General features: G+C 54.1%; 17 protein-coding genes. 6 read left to right on the top strand and 11 right to left on the bottom strand.

All coding sequences use genetic code 11. The features are described from left to right. Positions 1 to 10 precede the first annotated feature (10 nt). Positions 11 to 448, bottom strand: coding sequence for an NADH-quinone oxidoreductase subunit NuoA (gene nuoA, locus K6L24_RS06760; protein WP_004158614.1), 438 nt, complete (start codon positions 446 to 448; stop codon positions 11 to 13). A gap of 667 nt (positions 449 to 1,115) precedes the next feature. Further along, complete coding sequence (lrhA, locus tag K6L24_RS06755) at positions 1,116 to 2,042, bottom strand: transcriptional regulator LrhA (protein ID WP_062742957.1); 927 nt, start codon at positions 2,040 to 2,042, stop codon at positions 1,116 to 1,118. Positions 2,043 to 3,070: 1,028 nt separating this feature from the next. Between lrhA and K6L24_RS06750 the strand changes: the two genes are divergently transcribed. Beyond that, the gene (locus K6L24_RS06750) at positions 3,071 to 4,288 is read left to right on the top strand and encodes a pyridoxal phosphate-dependent aminotransferase (RefSeq protein ID WP_062742958.1); all 1,218 of its coding nucleotides are present in this window, start codon (positions 3,071 to 3,073) and stop codon (positions 4,286 to 4,288) included. 60 nt (positions 4,289 to 4,348) lie between these two features. Beyond that, positions 4,349 to 4,945, top strand: coding sequence for a 5'-deoxynucleotidase (gene yfbR, locus K6L24_RS06745; RefSeq protein WP_062742959.1), 597 nt, complete (start codon positions 4,349 to 4,351; stop codon positions 4,943 to 4,945). 100 nt (positions 4,946 to 5,045) lie between these two features. On the opposite strand, the gene K6L24_RS06740 is transcribed toward yfbR, so the two are convergent. From K6L24_RS06740 to yfbV, 3 genes are all read right to left on the bottom strand, one after another. Next, entirely contained in the window at positions 5,046 to 5,705 is a 660-nt protein-coding gene (locus tag K6L24_RS06740) for a sugar phosphatase (RefSeq protein ID WP_062742960.1), read from the bottom strand. Positions 5,706 to 5,718: 13 nt separating this feature from the next. Next, complete coding sequence (locus tag K6L24_RS06735) at positions 5,719 to 6,213, bottom strand: YfbU family protein (RefSeq protein ID WP_062742961.1); 495 nt, start codon at positions 6,211 to 6,213, stop codon at positions 5,719 to 5,721. A 122-nt stretch (positions 6,214 to 6,335) separates the two neighbouring features. After that, complete coding sequence (yfbV, locus tag K6L24_RS06730; RefSeq protein ID WP_062742962.1) at positions 6,336 to 6,788, bottom strand: terminus macrodomain insulation protein YfbV; 453 nt, start codon at positions 6,786 to 6,788, stop codon at positions 6,336 to 6,338. A gap of 354 nt (positions 6,789 to 7,142) precedes the next feature. Between yfbV and ackA the strand changes: the two genes are divergently transcribed. From ackA to K6L24_RS06715, 3 genes are all read left to right on the top strand, one after another. Beyond that, positions 7,143 to 8,345, top strand: coding sequence for an acetate kinase (gene ackA / locus K6L24_RS06725; protein WP_062742963.1), 1,203 nt, complete (start codon positions 7,143 to 7,145; stop codon positions 8,343 to 8,345). A gap of 156 nt (positions 8,346 to 8,501) precedes the next feature. Next, positions 8,502 to 10,646, top strand: coding sequence for a phosphate acetyltransferase (pta, locus tag K6L24_RS06720; protein ID WP_222682086.1), 2,145 nt, complete (start codon positions 8,502 to 8,504; stop codon positions 10,644 to 10,646). A gap of 230 nt (positions 10,647 to 10,876) precedes the next feature. Next, entirely contained in the window at positions 10,877 to 12,139 is a 1,263-nt protein-coding gene (locus tag K6L24_RS06715) for a 4-aminobutyrate--2-oxoglutarate transaminase (protein ID WP_222682085.1), read from the top strand. A gap of 76 nt (positions 12,140 to 12,215) precedes the next feature. Here the strand turns inward: K6L24_RS06715 and yfcD are convergent, their stop codons facing one another. Next, positions 12,216 to 12,740 (bottom strand): NUDIX hydrolase YfcD, encoded by a 525-nt coding sequence (gene yfcD / locus K6L24_RS06710; RefSeq protein WP_062742966.1) that lies wholly within the window; start codon positions 12,738 to 12,740, stop codon positions 12,216 to 12,218. A 119-nt stretch (positions 12,741 to 12,859) separates the two neighbouring features. Further along, entirely contained in the window at positions 12,860 to 13,507 is a 648-nt protein-coding gene (gene yfcF, locus K6L24_RS06705; RefSeq protein WP_062742967.1) for a glutathione transferase, read from the bottom strand. A 202-nt stretch (positions 13,508 to 13,709) separates the two neighbouring features. On the opposite strand from yfcF, the gene K6L24_RS06700 reads away from it, so the two are divergent. Next, the gene (locus K6L24_RS06700; RefSeq protein WP_222682084.1) at positions 13,710 to 14,606 is read left to right on the top strand and encodes a TIGR01777 family oxidoreductase; all 897 of its coding nucleotides are present in this window, start codon (positions 13,710 to 13,712) and stop codon (positions 14,604 to 14,606) included. A gap of 91 nt (positions 14,607 to 14,697) precedes the next feature. On the opposite strand, the gene hisP is transcribed toward K6L24_RS06700, so the two are convergent. The 4 genes from hisP to argT all read right to left on the bottom strand — a co-directional run bounded on the left by hisP (position 14,698) and on the right by argT (position 17,747). After that, the gene (gene hisP, locus K6L24_RS06695; RefSeq protein WP_062742969.1) at positions 14,698 to 15,471 is read right to left on the bottom strand and encodes a histidine ABC transporter ATP-binding protein HisP; all 774 of its coding nucleotides are present in this window, start codon (positions 15,469 to 15,471) and stop codon (positions 14,698 to 14,700) included. 10 nt (positions 15,472 to 15,481) lie between these two features. Further along, positions 15,482 to 16,198, bottom strand: coding sequence for an ABC transporter permease (locus K6L24_RS06690; RefSeq protein ID WP_062742970.1), 717 nt, complete (start codon positions 16,196 to 16,198; stop codon positions 15,482 to 15,484). Continuing rightward, a complete protein-coding gene (locus K6L24_RS06685; RefSeq protein WP_062742971.1) occupies positions 16,195 to 16,881 on the bottom strand; it encodes a histidine ABC transporter permease HisQ in 687 nt (228 codons plus the stop codon). The genes K6L24_RS06690 and K6L24_RS06685 overlap by 4 nt, the downstream gene beginning before the upstream one ends. A gap of 83 nt (positions 16,882 to 16,964) precedes the next feature. After that, positions 16,965 to 17,747: a lysine/arginine/ornithine ABC transporter substrate-binding protein ArgT gene (argT, locus tag K6L24_RS06680; RefSeq protein ID WP_062742972.1), complete on the bottom strand. Its 783-nt coding sequence runs from the start codon at positions 17,745 to 17,747 to the stop codon at positions 16,965 to 16,967. Positions 17,748 to 17,805 lie beyond the last annotated feature (58 nt).

Below are 17,805 nucleotides of genomic sequence, written 5' to 3'. Positions count from 1 at the left end.
TGCCTCGCTGTTACTGCTTGTGACGGTTGGCGTGCGAGATGGTGGTAGGTTTGACGTCAAACTGACGACGGGCAGGTGCCCAATCCAGTGCGCCTATGCGAACCAGATAAAACAGACCAGCAAGCAGAACCAAAATGAAAATGGCGGCTTCGACAAAGCCGACCCATCCGCTTTCGCGAATCGCCGTCGACCATGCGTAAAGATAGAGGGCTTCAACGTCGAAGATGACGAAGAACATGGCAACCAGATAAAACTTGGCAGACAGGCGCAGTTTTGCCGTGCCAACGGAGGCTATACCGGATTCGAAAGGGGTATTTGTATGCCTTCCACGGGCTTTTCCGCCCAAAAACCATGCCCCAGCCAACATCAGGCAGCAGAGACCAATCGAGACGATCAGGAAAACAGCAAATGCCCAATGATGGGCGACGACTTCTGTGGTTGTTGACATACTCTTGCTTACTCACCAAAAGTGGCGTTTTGCGTTCTGCTCTCATATTTGGCAGTTAACACACCACATCGATTCAAGGGAAGAATGAAAAACCGGATAAATTATACTGACTTTCATGATTAGGCAGTAATTTTATGTGGTTTTTTACTCCTTTAACTGACCTTTTGTCAACTTTGACAAAACTATCCGCACATTAATTTACACAGACAACATTTTTTTAACACATGATGCTTAAAAAGTGGGCTAAATCGTGTCAGTGGCATCATGTGATCAAAGTGTAGCGGTAAAAAACCTGTTTGGATCCTGTATTTAACAAGGTCTATTTTGGCAGGAAAGAGCGGGTTTTCCTGCCCCTTAATGGGGTTATTTTTTTGATCCAGGACACACTTTGGTGTTTTTTGGCAGAAAAATGGGCAGTTTTATTTGTGCAGAATCAATTCACTGATCGGACCAGGGCAGAAAAAAGCACCGGAATATTCAGTAAAAACAACATCGCGCAATTTTTGACACTCAACAACGTAATGAAGGCAAGAAAATCCTGATATCACTCGACATAATCGCAAAAAAAAGGCCTTCCAGTGATGTATTCATCTGAAAGGCCTGTTTTATGCAGTAAAACTAAAAAAAATCATTTTTAATGATAAAAATAATCGTTAGCGTTTACTCATTACTCTTCTTCATCTGCAAATGCTGCGTCATCCTGAGCCGTAACGGTCAGATTGTAGGGATCGTTACGTGATTCCATCGCATTGAAGATAGCCAGGGCCAGCTCGTTGTCGCTATCAGGATTACGGCAAAGTAAGTATTCCGTATCAGGCAACATTGGCAAACCCTCAGCAGCCCCCATCACACGCAGTTCAGGGCTCATCATCTCAACTGGGCGGGCAGTCACTCCCAGCCCTGCTTTAACGGCTGCGCGAACAGCAGCCAACGTCGAGGCCACATAAGAAATGCGCCACGGAATACCGGCTTCGTTCAGATGGTCAATGGCCATATCACGATAAGGACTTGGCTCATCCAGCAGGACCAGTGGGATCGCTTCCCCGCGCTGGAAGATATAGTCTGCCGCACAGTACCAGAGCGTTGGTGAGGTACGTAAGACCTGCCAGGTGAAGTTCATCGGACTGGAGGTCGTTACCACCAAATCAACTTCGCCCTGGTTCAGCATTTCCATCATAAACGGGTTGCGCTTCACCCGGACATCAATAGCCAGTTTTGGGTAGACCGAAGTCACGCGGTTAAGCAGGAACGGCAAAATAGTGTCAGAGGTATCATCGGATGCGCCGATAGTCAGAACCCCCTGAATGTTGCTGTACATCAGAGAAGTACAGGCTTCATCATTGAAGCGCAGTATCTTTCTGGCGTAACCCAGCAGTTGAATACCATGTTCCGTCAATAACTTGTTGCGTCCATGCCTGGCAAACAGCTCTTTGCCTACCAATTGTTCCAGACGCTGCATTTGCTGACTCACCGCTGACTGCGTTCTGCACACCGCCGCTGCGGCCGCAGCAAAAGTGTTCAGATCGGCAACAGCAACGAAGGTTCTCAGCAGATCGAGGTCGAGATTGAGTACTGGACGATTTGCACTAGTCATGTTTTTCTTCACTTTATAAGTTTTTTACAAACAGCTACCCTGGTGTTATTACCTGCTTTATCAAAGGGATAAAACGATAACAATTGCGTAATGGCTACAGTGTTAAGTAATAAAGTATTACCTTATGCATTACTCTCATTAGCAGACGATCACGCCGTTTCTACTCTGTTAATTCCTTCCAGCTTAAAAGAGCTGAAAGGAAGATAAAGATTCTCACGTCTGATACATCGCTAATGCACGCTGCACTAACCCATAAGTTGCAGGAAGCCGCGTCGTTATAGTTTATTAACGCCGACAAAACTCAATCAGAGACGAGTTGCGGTGTCGTTAGTCTAAAACAACCATTGAAAATTAAGTTACCAACACGCTGTGATAGCAGCGAAAAATGTTAAGCAGTACTTACTGTTCAAGGTAATAAAAATGTTTTTTTTATTTCCCGGGCGACCTGCACGCACGGTGCAAAGCCTCCTGAAGGTTATCCTGACATACTGTCGTTTACTTTTTAAGCCTAAAACCCAATATTCTTATCACTAAAGTAAGATTTTATCGGCAAGGGGCTACATGACAGGCTTTTTCACTGCATTATCTGTCTTAATACACCCTTTGCGAGAATCACGCCCCGGGCATCGGACCGGGTATCCCCTCCCTGCCCCATGTTGATGCAAACGACGCATTGGTTAAAAAATAAACAGTCATGTAAGGGTTATTTGACTGTTTCTGCCATCATTAGTGCACGTTTTTTTACTAAATAATTTAATCATTACGTCGGGAAACAGTAAAAGCCGTCTCGTTATCTTGTTATGTTAAAACGACCTTCCAGACGTTAGCATCGGAATAGGCTCAATATGTAGCATGAAATATCCCTCCAGAACCTGTTAGCGCGACCCACTGCCATCAGAATGAAAAAATCCTCCTTTAACACACCAAAGCCTGCTGCTGCCCTTCAAAAAAAACCGGTAGAGGAGTACATTGTGCAATGTTTAGTTTTCCACGGCAGGAAACCGCTTCTGCCAGTCAAGGCGACAGAGATGACCCCAATTGATAAATCCAGCAAACTGGATAACGTGTGTTACGACATTCGCGGCCCGGTGCTAAAAGAAGCAAAACGCCTCGAAGAAGAAGGCAATAAAGTTCTTAAACTGAATATCGGCAACCCTGCCCCCTTCGGTTTTGAAGCCCCCGACGAAATCCTCGTCGATGTCATCCGCAATCTGCCAGGCGCGCAGGGTTACTGTGATTCGAAAGGCCTCTATTCCGCCCGTAAAGCGATCATGCAGCACTACCAGGCGCGCGGTATGCGCGATATCACGGTAGAAGACATCTATATTGGTAACGGTGTTTCAGAGCTGATCGTACAGTCGATGCAGGCGCTACTGAACAGCGGCGACGAAATGTTGGTCCCGGCCCCGGATTACCCACTCTGGACCGCCGCTGTTTCACTGTCCGGTGGGAAAGCCGTGCACTACCTGTGTGATGAGTCCGCAGGCTGGTTCCCGGACCTCGACGATATTCGCAGCAAAATCACCCCGCGTACGCGCGGTATCGTGATCATCAACCCGAATAACCCGACGGGTGCCGTCTACAGCAAAGAGCTGTTGATGGAGGTGGTTGAACTGGCCCGTCAGCACAACCTGATTATTTTTGCCGATGAGATCTACGACAAGATCCTTTACGATGTTGCCCAGCACCACTCCATTGCGGCCCTGGCGCCCGACCTGCTGACCATCACCTTTAACGGGTTGTCTAAAACCTATCGCGTGGCGGGTTTCCGTCAGGGCTGGATGGTGCTTAACGGGCCGAAGAAGCACGCTAAAGGTTATATTGAAGGGCTGGAGATGCTGGCCTCAATGCGCCTGTGCGCAAACGTCCCCGCCCAGCACGCGATTCAGACGGCGCTGGGGGGTTATCAGAGCATCAGTGAGTTTATTCAGCCCGGCGGCCGCCTGTATGAACAGCGTAACCGTGCATGGGAACTGATAAACGAGATCCCGGGTGTCAGTTGCGTGAAGCCGCAGGGAGCGCTGTATATGTTCCCGAAAATCGACGCGAAAAAATTTAACATCCATGACGATCAGAAAATGGTCCTCGATTTCCTGCTGCAGGAAAAAGTGCTGCTGGTGCAGGGTACGGCCTTTAACTGGCCGTGGCCGGACCACGTACGTATCGTCACCCTGCCCCGCGTAGATGAACTGGAGATGGCTATCAATAAATTTGGCCGTTTCCTCGGCGGATACCGCCAGCTGTAATCTTCTCCCCGAAGGGCGGCTCAGGCCGCTCTTCGCATTGTGACGTAAGGGAAAAAGACCATGAACCAGAGCCACTTCTTTGCTCACCTCTCCCGTCTGAAACTGATTAATCGCTGGCCGCTGATGCGCAACGTGCGCACGGAAAACGTTTCTGAGCACAGCCTGCAGGTCGCCATGGTCGCGCATGCACTGGCATTGATTAAGAACAAGAAATTTAACGGCAATCTCAATGCTGAACGCATCGCGATGATGGCAATTTATCATGATGCCAGCGAAGTGCTGACCGGCGATCTGCCCACGCCAGTGAAGTATTACAACGCGCAGATCGCCCACGAGTACAAGAAAATTGAGAAAATTGCGCAGCAAAAGCTGATTGAAATGCTGCCGGAAGAGCTGCGTTCGGCTTATGCCCCGCTGATCGATGAACATCAGCATAGCGAGGCCGAAACGGCCATCGTCAAGCAGGCTGATGCACTCTGTGCCTACCTGAAATGTCTGGAAGAGCTGTCAGCGGGGAACAACGAGTTTCTGCTGGCAAAGGCGCGGCTGGAAAAAACGCTGGCGCAGCGCCACAGCCCGGAGATGGACTATTTCGTGGAGGTGTTTGTACCCAGCTTCAGCCTGTCTCTGGATGAGATTAGCCAGGACTCGCTGTAAGTGTATTCCGGGTTGTCAGCGCAACAGTGATCACGCCCTCGCCGTGGCGAAAAAAAAATCAGCCAGCATAAAAAACCCCGCGGTGGCGGGGCTGAATAACTCAGTGTCTGCGGTGAACATCCACGCTGCCATCGGGATTTTTATGAATAATCAGCTCATCCAGCGAGGTGAGTACCATATCGACATCCTCCAGACGCGGCGCATCGGCAGGCACGTTTGCGGCAATGACATGACAGCCGGCAGCAAGACCAGAAAGAATACCCGCTGCGGCGTCTTCCACCACCACGCACTCCTCCGGCTCCAGGTCGAGCAGCTGGGCTCCCAGCAGATAAGCATCCGGCTCCGGCTTACCACGCTCCACGCGCTCTGCCGTGACAAACGCCGCCGGTGCGGGTAATCCTGCTGCCGCATGACGGGCGCTGGCGACCGGCACAGAACCGGAGGTGACGATGGCCCAGGGGATCGCCAGTTCATCAAGTCGGGCCAGCAGGGCTAACGCCCCTGGCAGAGCAACGATGCCGTCGGTGTCTTCAGCTTCCAGCTTTTCCAGCGCAGTAAACTCCTGCTGGATCGCCTCGGCGGAGGCACCTGCCATAAAATGGCGCAGTGAGGTAATAGCCTGCTTACCGTGGATAAAGCCCAGCACCTCGTCAGGAGCAATCCCGTGGCGCTGACCCCAGTTTTTCCAGGCACGTTCGACCACTGCAAGAGAGTCGACTAACGTGCCATCCAGATCAAACAGAAAACCTTTACACTTCACTGCATTTTCCTTCTCAGGCGTTGATAACTTGCGCGATCTCATTCGCACTCAGATGGTACTGTCGGGGACAATTGTGCCACACAGTCAGCATACGTTGGTACTTTTCCCACATCGGTACCTGAGCATTAAAATCGTGGCTGCCGGCTGAAAAATGCCCGTATCGCCCTTCCACATTCACCAGGAAGCGCACGTAGCCAAGGTATCGCCCTTCTGTCGCCGCATCAAAGCCGAGGAAAACCAGACGGCGTGCGTCCACGGTTTGAGGCTCTTTCAGATTAGTCCAGGACACATGAAGCGCATGATACATCTCCATCATGGCCACCAGCGTGCGACACTCCGCTTCAGGCAACTGGCTGAATTCATTATCCAGCTCACGCAGCTGAAGTCCGTAACCGCGCTCAACAATAGTCTGATAGCGACGATGGCGCGCGGCATTTTCCGGGTCAAGCATGGCCATGAGCTGATACTGATTAGAAAGAATTAAACGTTGGGCATGGGACATATCCATTTGGGGCTCCTCGGCCACGGGGGCAGTCTGAAAGTCACAAAAGGATCGCACAGCGCAGGGAAAGGCTTCTTTGACGTAAAGCGGGTTTCCTCCGGTTTGCGCAGAGGAAACCCGCGACAACATCAAAGATCGTCGAGGAAGGTTTTATCCAGCTGCTTGAAAGCCCGTTTCAGCACATCAGCCAGCGACTGATAGGTCGGTTTGCCTTCGACCGGCGCTATCGCCTGCCCGGCCTCCTGCAGCTTACCGCGGACGTCATGGAACCAGCCAAGCAGTGACGGCGGCAAAGGTGTCACTGAACGCCTGCCCAGCCACCACAGTCCCTGCATGGGCAGGCTGCAGGCAAACAGTGCCGTGGTCACCGCCGGCCCCAACTGGCCACCCAGCGCAATTTGCCAGGTGAGGGTAAAAATAGCGACCGGTGGCATAATACGGATAGCAAAACGCGTGGCACGCGTTACTCTGTTTTCAGGAAACATGGGTGCAAGGCGTTTATCGACAGGCCACGTTTTCATATAGTGCTGACCGTGCTGGAACAGCTTAAACCAACCGACACTGCCGGAGTCATTTGCCATGTCTGACCTCAACTTCAGAGATAAATTTTAAAATAAACCTGTAACTCACCAACTTTACCTAACATGATTCAAAATATTTTGTCTTTACGAGTGACACTGGTTTATCCTGTGCGCGTTTTGTACCCGTCATATTGGGTAAACACCCTGGACTGCGAGCAACACTGAGTCAACAATCAGACAAGTCATGATGAAGCAGACGACATTTAAAAAAACATTGTAGTATTTCAAATTTTTTTGCTTTCGGACAAAACTTATCGGAAGCCTGACGTTCATCATTAATGTACCAGCTTTCATGCGCTACGCTGATAGTCTGTTTGACTTTTATTTCGCCACTTTTAATAAATAGGACTTTCCATGTCGAGTAAGTTAGTACTGGTTCTGAACTGCGGTAGCTCTTCCCTGAAATTTGCCATTATCGACCCGGCAAATGGAGACGAGTATCTGTCAGGTTTAGCTGAATGCTTCCACCTGCCGGAAGCCCGCATCAAGTGGAAACTGGACGGCGCTAAACAAGAAGCGGCTCTGGGTGCTGGCGCAGCGCACAGCGAAGCACTGAACTTCATGGTTAAAACTATTCTGGCACAAAAACCAGAACTGTCGGCACAAATCGTTGCAATCGGTCATCGCATCGTACACGGTGGCGAAAAGTTAACGCAGTCAGTGGTGATTGACGAATCGGTAATCCAGGGCATCAAAGATGCCTCCTCCTTTGCACCACTGCATAATCCGGCGCACCTGATCGGTATCGATGAAGCGCTGAAAAACTTCCCCCACCTGTCAGATAAAAATGTCGCTGTTTTCGACACCGCTTTCCATCAGACAATGCCGGAAGAATCTTATCTCTACGCCCTGCCGTACAAACTGTATAAAGAGCATGGCGTCCGCCGCTATGGCGCGCACGGCACCAGCCATTTCTATGTGACTCAGGAAGCAGCGAAAGTCCTGAACAAACCGGTGTCAGAACTGAATATCATCACCTGCCATCTCGGCAATGGTGGCTCAGTCTCTGCAATCCGTAACGGCGAGTGCGTGGATACGTCTATGGGCCTGACCCCGCTGGAAGGCCTGGTCATGGGCACGCGCAGCGGCGATATCGACCCGGCGATCATCTTCTTCCTGCACGACACCCTGGGCATGAGCGTGGATGCTATCAACAAACTGCTGACCAAAGAGTCCGGCCTGCTGGGCCTGACCGAAGTCACCAGCGACTGCCGTTACGTTGAAGATAACTACGCCACCAAAGCTGACGCGAAGCGCGCGATGGACGTGTTCTGCCACCGCCTGGCGAAATACATCGGTTCTTACACCGCGCTGATGGATGGCCGCCTTGACGCCGTAATCTTCACCGGTGGTATCGGTGAAAACGCCGCGATGGTGCGCGAACTCTCACTGGCTAAACTGGCGCTGCTGGGCTTCGAAGTTGACCATGAGCGCAACCTGGCCGCACGCTTCGGCAAATCAGGCTTTATCAATAAAGAAGGCACCCGCCCGGCGATCGTTATCCCGACCAATGAAGAGTTGGTTATCGCGCAGGACGCCAGCCGCCTGACCGCATAAGAACCGTTACGCTCCGTCAGCTCAGGCTGGCGGAGTGGTTTCAGACACCATTTTATATAGCTCACTATTTCACGTCCCCCCAGGGGGCCTGATGGGGTACAGGAAGGCGGTTCAGCGCACCTGTAGCGAGAAATATGGCGTTATCGGAGGTACAACGTGTCCCGAACTATCATGCTTATTCCTACCGGCACCAGCGTCGGCCTGACCAGTGTCAGCCTGGGCGTTATCCGTGCGATGGAACGTAAAGGCGTGCGTCTCAGCGTCTTCAAACCCATCGCCCAGCCTCGTGCCGGCGGTGACAGCCCTGACCAGACCACCACCATCATTCGTAAAAACTCCAGCATCCCGGCTGCTGAACCGCTGCCGATGAGCCGCGTGGAGTCGCTGCTCGGTTCCAACCAGCAGGACGTGCTGATGGAAGATATTATCGCCCGCTACCATGAAAACACCAAAGATGCCGAAGTGGTGCTGGTAGAAGGCCTGGTGCCCACGCGTAAACATCAGTTCGCCAATGCGCTGAACTATGAAATTGCCAAGACACTGAATGCAGAAATCGTCTTCGTGATGGCACTGGGCAATGACTCAGCGGCGCAGCTGAAAGAGCGTATTGAACTGACGCAGAGCAGCTTTGGCGGCAGCAAAAATAAAAGCATTACCGGCGTCATTATTAACAAACTGAACGCTCCGGTTGACGATCAGGGGCGCACCCGCCCGGATCTGTCAGAAATCTTCGACGATTCCAACAAAGCCAGCGTTGCCAATATCGATCCTAAGCAGCTGTTCGCTAACAGCCCGCTGCCCGTTCTGGGCTGTGTGCCGTGGAGCTTCGAGCTGATCGCCACCCGCGCCATCGATATGTGTCGTCACCTGAATGCACGCGTCATCAACGAAGGCGATATCGCGACGCGCCGCGTGAAGTCCGTGACTTTCTGTGCCCGCAGCCTGCCACACATGCTGGAACATTTCCGTCCAGGCTCCCTGCTGGTCACCTCGGCTGACCGCCCGGACGTGCTGGTCGCCGCCTGCCTGGCGGCCATGAACGGCATTGAAATTGGTGCCATTCTGCTGACCGGTGGCTACGCCATTGATGCCCCGATCCAGAAGCTGTGCGAACGTGCCTTCCAGACCGGCCTGCCGGTCTTTATGGTCGACACCAACACCTGGCAGACCTCTCTCAGCCTGCAGAGCTTCAACCTGGAAGTACCAAGCGACGATACCCAGCGTATTGAGCGCGTACAGGAATATGTCGCCAGCCACATCAATGCGGACTGGATTGAATCGCTGACCGCTGAATCTGAGCGCAGCCGCCGCCTGTCACCGCCGGCCTTCCGCTACCAGCTGACCGAGCTGGCACGTAAAGCGGGCAAACGCATCGTGCTGCCGGAAGGCGACGAACCGCGTACCGTCAAAGCGGCAGCTATCTGTGCTGAACGTGGTATTGCCACCTGTATCCTGCTGGGTAACCCGGAAGAGATCCAGCGCGTTGCCGCCGCACAGGGCGTTGAACTGGGCAAAGGCATCGAGATTGTCGACCCGGCCGTGGCGCGTGAAAACTACGTGGCCCGCCTGGTTGAGCTGCGTAAGAGCAAGGGCATGACCGAAGTGGTCGCGCAGGAGCAGCTGGAAGATAACGTGATGCTCGGCACCATGATGCTGGAGCGTGGAGAAGTTGACGGCCTGGTCTCCGGTGCTGTTCACACCACGGCCAACACCATTCGTCCACCGTTACAGCTGATCAAAACAGCGCCGAACAGTTCACTGGTTTCTTCCGTGTTCTTTATGCTGCTACCGGAACAGGTGCTGGTATACGGTGACTGCGCAATCAACCCGGATCCGAACCCGGAGCAGCTGGCAGAAATTGCTATCCAGTCTGCCGACTCTGCACTGGCGTTCGGCATCGAACCCCGCGTGGCCATGATCTCCTACTCCACCGGAACCTCCGGTGCCGGTAGCGATGTTGAGAAGGTTCGCGAAGCGACCCGTATTGCTCAGGAAAAACGTCCTGACCTGGTGATCGACGGGCCGCTGCAGTACGACGCCGCGATCATGGCCGATGTGGCCAAATCTAAGGCTCCCAACTCACCGGTAGCCGGTCGTGCCACGGTGTTTATCTTCCCGGACCTGAACACCGGTAATACCACCTACAAAGCCGTACAGCGCTCTGCTGACCTGATCTCCATCGGGCCAATGCTGCAGGGGATGCGCAAGCCGGTGAATGACCTGTCACGCGGTGCCCTGGTAGACGATATCGTTTACACCATCGCCCTGACCGCCATTCAGTCGAAACAGGCTGAAGGCTAAACGCGCGGGGTAACCCGCAGGCAACAGGGCGGACCTTCACAGGTTCGCCCTTTTTTTTGCCTATGACATACACTATCCGTTACGTCGACTATGCCTGCCCCCTGATGACGTCGCGGGCGGGCGTGCCGTATTGCTAAACAGGCAGGACAGAATAAACATGCGTCTGGAACCCGCCCCAGGGCGGCGACAGAGACGTTGAGAAAACGCGAAATACCGGATGAGGTGACACCATGAGCAACAGTGAAACAGAGCAGCGCCGTCTGAACGCCACGCCGCGCGGCGTCGGCGTGATGTGCGATTTCTATGCGGTTAAAGCGGAAAATGCCACGCTATGGGATCATCAGGGCCGGGAATATATCGACTTCACCGCCGGCATTGCCGTACTGAATACCGGGCACCGCCATCCGAAGGTGATGGCGGCCGTCAGAGATCAGCTGGCGAGCTTCACCCATACCGCCTTCCAGGTGATCCCGTACGAGAACTACATCGCCCTGGCCGAAGCGCTGAATGCACGAGTGCCGATCGACGGCCCGTGTAAAACCACCTTCTTTACCAGCGGCGCTGAAGCCGTGGAAAACGCGGTAAAAATCGCCCGCGCCGCTACCGGGCGTCCCGGCGTGATTGCTTTCAGCGGTGCTTTCCACGGCCGCACACTGATGACCATGGGACTGACCGGCAAGGTGTCGCCGTATAAAACCGGCTTTGGCCCCTTTCCCGGATCGGTGTTCCACGCCCGCTATCCGAACGCCCTGCACGGCGTCAGTGTGGACGAGGCGATGGCCAGCCTGGAGAACCTGTTCAAATGCGATATCAGCCCGCAGCAGGTGGCGGCGATTATCTATGAACCTGTTCAGGGGGAAGGCGGCTTCAATATTGCACCCGTGGAGTTTGTCAGCGCCCTGCGTACGCTGTGCGACCAGCACGGCATTGTGATGATTGCTGACGAGATCCAGAGCGGCTTTGCCCGCTGCGGCAAACTGTTTGCCAGCGACTACTACCCGGAAGCCAGACCTGACCTGATGACCATGGCAAAAAGCCTGGGGGGTGGGCTGCCCATATCGGCGGTATCCGGCCGCGCTGAACTGATGGATGCCCCGGAGCCCGGTGGCCTGGGCGGTACCTATGCCGGCAACCCTCTGGCCATCGCGGCCTCGCTGGCAGTGCTGGAAGTGATTGAGGAAGAGCAGCTGTGCGACCGTGCCCTGCGCCTGGGGGCCTGGCTGGAGGAAACGCTGAACGCCAGCGGACATCCCGCGCTGGCTGAAGTCCGTGCCCGTGGTTCAATGGTGGCCGCTGAGTTTAACGATCCGCTGACCGGCGCCCCCTCCCCCGCCATCGCACGCGACATTCAGCAACGTGCGCTGGAGCAGAGATTGATCCTGCTGACCTGCGGCGTCTACGGCAATGTGATCCGTTTCCTTTATCCACTGACCATTCCCGATGCGCAGTTTAAAACCGCCCTCAACGTTCTTTCGGATTTATTGCGGCGCTGATATCGGTGAGGCAGACCGGAGGGCTGCAGTGAGAAAGGGATCAACGTGGCGCAGGGGGTCTGCGCCACGGAGGGGATCAGTCGTGGCGGCCTGACTCGTTATTACGCGTCAGCCATAGCGACAGCGCCTTCAGCGAGTCATTGGTGAACTCGTCGCAGCGGGCGGTGATCTCCTCTGGTGTCATCCAGAAGATCTCATCCACCTCCTCTTCCTGCATGGCAAACGGGCCATGTGACACACAGCTGAATAATCCGCCCCACACGCGGCAGTGTTCATCTTCGTAATAGAACTGCCCGTGTTCGGCAAACGGCACGTCGGCGATGCCCAGTTCTTCTTCCGCTTCACGCCGCGCGGACCCCAGCATCTCTTCGCCCGCCTGCACCACGCCCCCGGCGGTGGCATCGAGCATTCCCGGCATAAAATCCTTGGTCTCGGTCCGACGCTGCACCAGAATTTTGCCCATACCATCGTGAACCACGATGTAGGTTGCGCGATGGCGCAAACACTGCGCACGCATCTGCACACGGCTGGACTGTGCAATGACCTCGTTATCTTCACTAACGATATCCACCCACTCCGTGCCCTGATCTTGCTCCACCATCCGTAACCCTTTTTGTTCTGGCGCCTGGCGCACAGTTGAATCAAACGTTTTCGCGCACGATTGTGCGATCCGCCCTAAATTAATGTGTAACGCGTTGCGACGCAATCATCAATTTGTGCTCATCTGCGGGTCCCCTTCACTGACTCTGCCAGCCACAGCTGTACCGACGCTCGCTGCCACTGAAAATGCGCATAATCTGCCAGACGCGATGGCAGCGGGTCGCCGTGAAGTGCCAGGCGATTCAGCATCACTGCCAGGTCAGTATCTGCAATTGACCACTCGCCAAACAGGTTGTGCTGGCCCTCTGGCAGGAGGCGCTCAATGGCGTCAACCAGCTTTTGCACCGCCTGCTGTGCAGCAGCATCCAGTGGCGCAAAACGCTTACCGGCAAAAAGCACCTCCGTTGGGCGCTGCTGGCGAACAGGCAGAAAATCACTGCGTAGCCATGCCTGAATTTCACGCGCTTTCGCCCGTTTTTCACTATCACGCGGATAGAGTCGCTCATAGTCTGGCGGCGAAAATCGGTCTTCCAGATACTCCGTAATGGCAGAGGACTCTGACAGCACGAAGCTATCTACCTGTAACGTTGGCACGCGCCGCGTTAGTGATATCTCACTGTACGCCTGCTGCTGCTGCTCCTGACTGCCCAGATCCACAGGCTTCAGGGTAAAGGGCAGGCCTTTTTCCCTCAGTGCAACATACACAGACATCACATAGGGGCTATAAAACTGGGAATCAGACCACAGCAGAATCGGGGGATAGCTCATCAGGACGTCCTCTGGTGTTCACGGAAAGGAACATCTTGTTTACCGATTTTTTCTGCCGAAGGCAATCTCCACGCGGGTTATGTTTTCTCTTTGAGAACATGTGACATTTTTCCCTATACCAATGCAGGCCCATGCGCAATCCCGCCATATTATCCTATGCTGAATGCAGGATAACTTGCTGCCACCTTGGAGGATAAACCGCATGAATATTCTGATTACCGGCGGTACGGGGCTGATTGGACGCCCACTCATCGCCCGACTGCTCCAGGCCGGCCACCAGATCAACGTGGTGACGCGTGATGTCGCTGCCGCACGCCACAGCCTGAGCGACCAGGTCAGCCTGTGGTCGGGGCTGGATCAGCAGCGGGATTTGAACGGCATTGATGCCGTGATCAATCTGGCCGGAGAGCCTATTGCCGCAAAGCGCTGGAGCGAGCCGCAGAAACGACGGCTGTGCGACAGTCGCTGGCAGATCACCCAGCGACTGGCCGAACTGATTGTGGCCAGCGGCACGCCGCCTGCGGTGCTGATTTCTGGCTCCGCCACAGGCTTCTATGGCAACAGCGGCGACCCGGTCGTGACAGAGGACGATCCCGGACATGCCGAGTTTACCCATGAGCTGTGTGCCCGTTGGGAACAGCTGGCCCTGCAGGCGCAAAGTGAGCACACCCGCGTCTGTCTTCTACGGACAGGGGTAGTGTTGTCTGAGAAAGGAGGCGCTCTGGAGCAGATGAAGCTGCCCTTTAAGCTCGGAATTGGCGGGCCGCTGGGTGACGGCAAGCAGTATTTACCCTGGGTGCATCTGGAGGATGCGGTCAACGGTATTATCTGGCTGCTGGATCATCCTGAACTGAATGGCCCCTTTAATCTGGTTGCCCCCTATGCGGTACGCAACGAGCAGTTTGCCGCCGCGCTGGGTAAAGCGATGCACCGGCCGGCGTTTGTACGTACGCCCGCCGCCGCTATCCGGCTGATGATGGGGGAATCATCTGTGCTGGTGCTGGGCGGGCAGCATGTGGTTCCGCAGCGGCTGGAGGCGTCGGGGTTTCGTTTTCGCTGGTATGAATTAGACAAGGCACTGGCGGATGTGATCCCGTAGAACGCGCCCCTCCTTTTTCCGAACGGCCCAAAAGAGAGGGGCGCGTTTTCAGGGCGGACCGAAACAGCCGATCCGCCCTGAACGGCTTTAATTATTTCAACGCCCCTGACAGAAACTGCTGCAGTCGCGTACTCTTCGGCTGGTTAAATACCTCTTCAGGCGGCCCCTCCTCTTCAATTTTCCCCTGGTGCAGGAAAATGACATGGCTGGAGACATGGCGCGCAAACTCCATCTCATGCGTGACCACCACCATGGTTTTTCCCTCTTCTGCCAGCTTCTGCATAATGCGCAGCACCTCCCCCACCAGCTCCGGGTCAAGTGCAGAGGTCGGTTCATCAAACAGCAGCACTTCCGGCTCCATCGCCAGCGCACGGGCGATAGAGACGCGCTGCTGCTGACCGCCCGACAGGTGAACCGGATACTTACCGCGCGCACGCTCATCAATCCCAACTTTGTCGAGATAGCGAATGGCGCGGTCGCGGGCTTCGGCCTTACTTAAGCCCAGCACCTGCACCGGAGCCTCCATGACGTTCTCCAGCACCGTCATATGGCTCCAGAGGTTGAAATGCTGGAATACCATGGTCAGGCGCGTCCGCAGCATACGCAGCTGTTCTTTATTGGAGACTTTCAGCTGGCCATCGGTATCACGAACCAGATTGATATTCTGGTTGTTCACCGCGATGGTGCCTTCGCTCGGTTTTTCGAGGAAGTTAATACAGCGCAGGAAGGTACTCTTGCCGGAGCCGGATGAACCAATAATACTGATCACATCTCCGGCGTTTGCCTGCAGCGAAACCCCCTTCAGCACTTCGTGCTCACCGTAACGTTTATGCAGCTCGGTGACGCTTAATTTATTATCAGCCATGGTGTTTTACTCAATGCGAAGATGAAGGTTTAACGTGCGCCAGCCAGCGTTTTTCCGCTTTACGGAACAGACTAATCAACACATAAGAAATAATCAGATACAGCACGGCCGCGATGCCGAAGGCAATAAACGGCTGATAGGTGGCAGAGTTGATGTCGCGGGCCACCTTCAGCAGGTCGGGCACGGTGGCAGTAAATGCCAGCGCCGTGGAGTGCAGCATCAGAATAACTTCATTACTGTAGGCCGGCAGTGCGGAGCGCAGCGCCGAAGGCATAATAATGCAGCGATAGAGTTTAAACGTAGAAAAACCATACGCGCGGGCGGCCTCAATCTCGCCGTGCGGGACGGAACGAATAGCACCGGCAAAAATTTCCGTGGTGTAAGCACAGGTGTTGAGCGTCAGCGCCAGCAGCGTACAGTTCAGCCCGCTGCGGAAGAAAGCATTCAGCATCTCAGTGCCTTTCACGACTTCCAGGGTGTACATCCCGGAGTAGAACACCAGCAGTTGAACATACAGCGGCGTACCGCGAAAAATATAGGTAAACAGCCACACCGGAAAACGGATGGCTCTGATGGGAGACACGCGGGCAATCGACATCAGCACCGCCATACAGCCGCCCAGTACCACGGACACGACCAACAGCCAGAGCGTGATGGCCACGCCAGAGAAGCGGTAACCGTCGGTCCACAGCAGGGCTTTCCAGTACTCCTGAATAATCTCAATCATAGATCAGCCCTTTTCACACCCACCGTATAACGCCGTTCCAGCCACCACAGCACCCCGTTGGAAAGCGTGGTAAAAATCAGGTAGATAACACCCGCGACAATCGCGAAATAGAACGGTTCCCACGTCGACTTGCCGGCCAGCTGCGTGGCTTTAACCACGTCTTCCAGGCCCAGAAGCGATACCAGCGCCGTCGCTTTAAGGATCACCTGCCAGTTGTTGCCGATGCCCGGTAACGCAAAGCGCATCATGCCGGGGAACAGCACGCGACGAAAGGTCTGGGAACGGGTAAAGCCGAAGGCCGTGGCGGCCTCGATTTGCCCTTTCGGCACCGCCATATAGGCTCCGCGAAAGGTTTCGGTGAAATAGGCTCCGTAGATAAAGCCCAGAGTGATAATCCCGGCGACCATCGGATCGATATCGAACTGCGACAGGCCGAAGAAATCCGTTACCTGATTCAGCGCAATTTGCAGACCGTAGAAGATCAGCAGCATCAGAACCAGATCGGGTACCCCACGGATCAGCGTAGTGTAGCCTTCAAAAATAATCACCAGCACACGACTGTTGGAGAGTTTGGCCCCGGCGCCAATCAATCCGAGCACCACGGCGAACACCACCGAGCTGAGGGCCAGCTCCAGGGTCACCATCGCGCCTTTAAAAATGACTTCAGAGTAGCCATACAGCATAAGCACATCCTGTCTTTCTATCTTAATCTTACGAACAGCAGCCCCACCGCCGTTGACGATGGGGCCAGCAGACAGGTTTTTACTTAACCGCCGTACACGTCAAAATCGAAATATTTTTTGGCTAATTTATCGTAGGTGCCATCTTTACGCATTTCATCGAACGCTTTATCGATAGCGGCTTTCAGTTCAGGATTATCCTTGCTCATGCCCATACCGGTGCCCACACCGAAAATTTTCTCATCTTTTACTGCCGGGCCGGCGAAAGCATACTCTTTACCGGCGGGCTGCTTAAGGAAGCCTTCGCTGGCAGCCACTTCATCCTGGAAGGCGGCATCAATACGGCCTGCGGTCAGATCCTGATACACCAGGTCCTGGTTGGCATAAGGGGTGACCGTTACGCCTTTTGGACGCCAGTTTTCGTTAGCATAGGTTTCCTGGGTGGTGCCCTGCAGCAGACCAATGGTTTTGCCTTTCAGGGAGTCGAGGGTTGGCTGGATCTTAGAGCCTTTCGGCGCAATCAGACGGGAGTTTGCTGCATACAGTTTTTCAGAAAAGGCGATCTCCTGCTGACGTTTTTCAGTGATCGACAGGGAAGAAATGATGGCATCAATCTTCTTCGCTTTCAGCGATGGGATCAGCGCATCAAAATCGCTTTCCACAAATGTACACTTGGTCTCCATGCGTTTACAGATTTCGGTCGCCAGATCGATATCAAAACCGACCAGTTGACCCTGTGCATTTTTCATTTCGAACGGGGCGTAGGTCGGATCGGTACCAATACGCAGCGTTTTTGGACCCGCAGCAAATGCGCTGCCTGCAGCTGTGATGGACATTAACAGGGAGAGAGCCAGGACCTGCTTTTTCATAAACTATCCTCAGTTTCGAATATTATTTTTTATGTTCGTGATGTTTCTGCACAGTGAC

Source organism: Erwinia persicina, assembly GCF_019844095.1.
Taxonomy (GTDB): domain Bacteria; phylum Pseudomonadota; class Gammaproteobacteria; order Enterobacterales; family Enterobacteriaceae; genus Erwinia; species Erwinia persicina.
The sequence above is the reverse complement of the archived record's forward strand: the minus strand, read 5'-3'. Positions and strand labels throughout refer to the sequence as shown.

Bases quoted from the DNA above. Each gene is read 5' to 3' on its own strand.
- nuoA (WP_004158614.1), bottom strand. From the start codon at position 448: ATGTCAACAACCACAGAAGTCGTCGCCCATCATTGGGCATTTGCTGTT.
- lrhA (WP_062742957.1), bottom strand. From the start codon at position 2,042: ATGACTAGTGCAAATCGTCCAGTACTCAATCTCGACCTCGATCTGCTG.
- K6L24_RS06750 (WP_062742958.1), top strand. From the start codon at position 3,071: ATGACCCCAATTGATAAATCCAGCAAACTGGATAACGTGTGTTACGAC.
- yfbR (WP_062742959.1), top strand. From the start codon at position 4,349: ATGAACCAGAGCCACTTCTTTGCTCACCTCTCCCGTCTGAAACTGATT.
- K6L24_RS06735 (WP_062742961.1), bottom strand. From the start codon at position 6,213: ATGGATATGTCCCATGCCCAACGTTTAATTCTTTCTAATCAGTATCAG.
- yfbV (WP_062742962.1), bottom strand. From the start codon at position 6,788: ATGGCAAATGACTCCGGCAGTGTCGGTTGGTTTAAGCTGTTCCAGCAC.
- ackA (WP_062742963.1), top strand. From the start codon at position 7,143: ATGTCGAGTAAGTTAGTACTGGTTCTGAACTGCGGTAGCTCTTCCCTG.
- K6L24_RS06715 (WP_222682085.1), top strand. From the start codon at position 10,877: ATGAGCAACAGTGAAACAGAGCAGCGCCGTCTGAACGCCACGCCGCGC.
- yfcD (WP_062742966.1), bottom strand. From the start codon at position 12,740: ATGGTGGAGCAAGATCAGGGCACGGAGTGGGTGGATATCGTTAGTGAA.
- yfcF (WP_062742967.1), bottom strand. From the start codon at position 13,507: ATGAGCTATCCCCCGATTCTGCTGTGGTCTGATTCCCAGTTTTATAGC.
- K6L24_RS06700 (WP_222682084.1), top strand. From the start codon at position 13,710: ATGAATATTCTGATTACCGGCGGTACGGGGCTGATTGGACGCCCACTC.
- hisP (WP_062742969.1), bottom strand. From the start codon at position 15,471: ATGGCTGATAATAAATTAAGCGTCACCGAGCTGCATAAACGTTACGGT.
- K6L24_RS06690 (WP_062742970.1), bottom strand. From the start codon at position 16,198: ATGATTGAGATTATTCAGGAGTACTGGAAAGCCCTGCTGTGGACCGAC.
- K6L24_RS06685 (WP_062742971.1), bottom strand. From the start codon at position 16,881: ATGCTGTATGGCTACTCTGAAGTCATTTTTAAAGGCGCGATGGTGACC.
- argT (WP_062742972.1), bottom strand. From the start codon at position 17,747: ATGAAAAAGCAGGTCCTGGCTCTCTCCCTGTTAATGTCCATCACAGCT.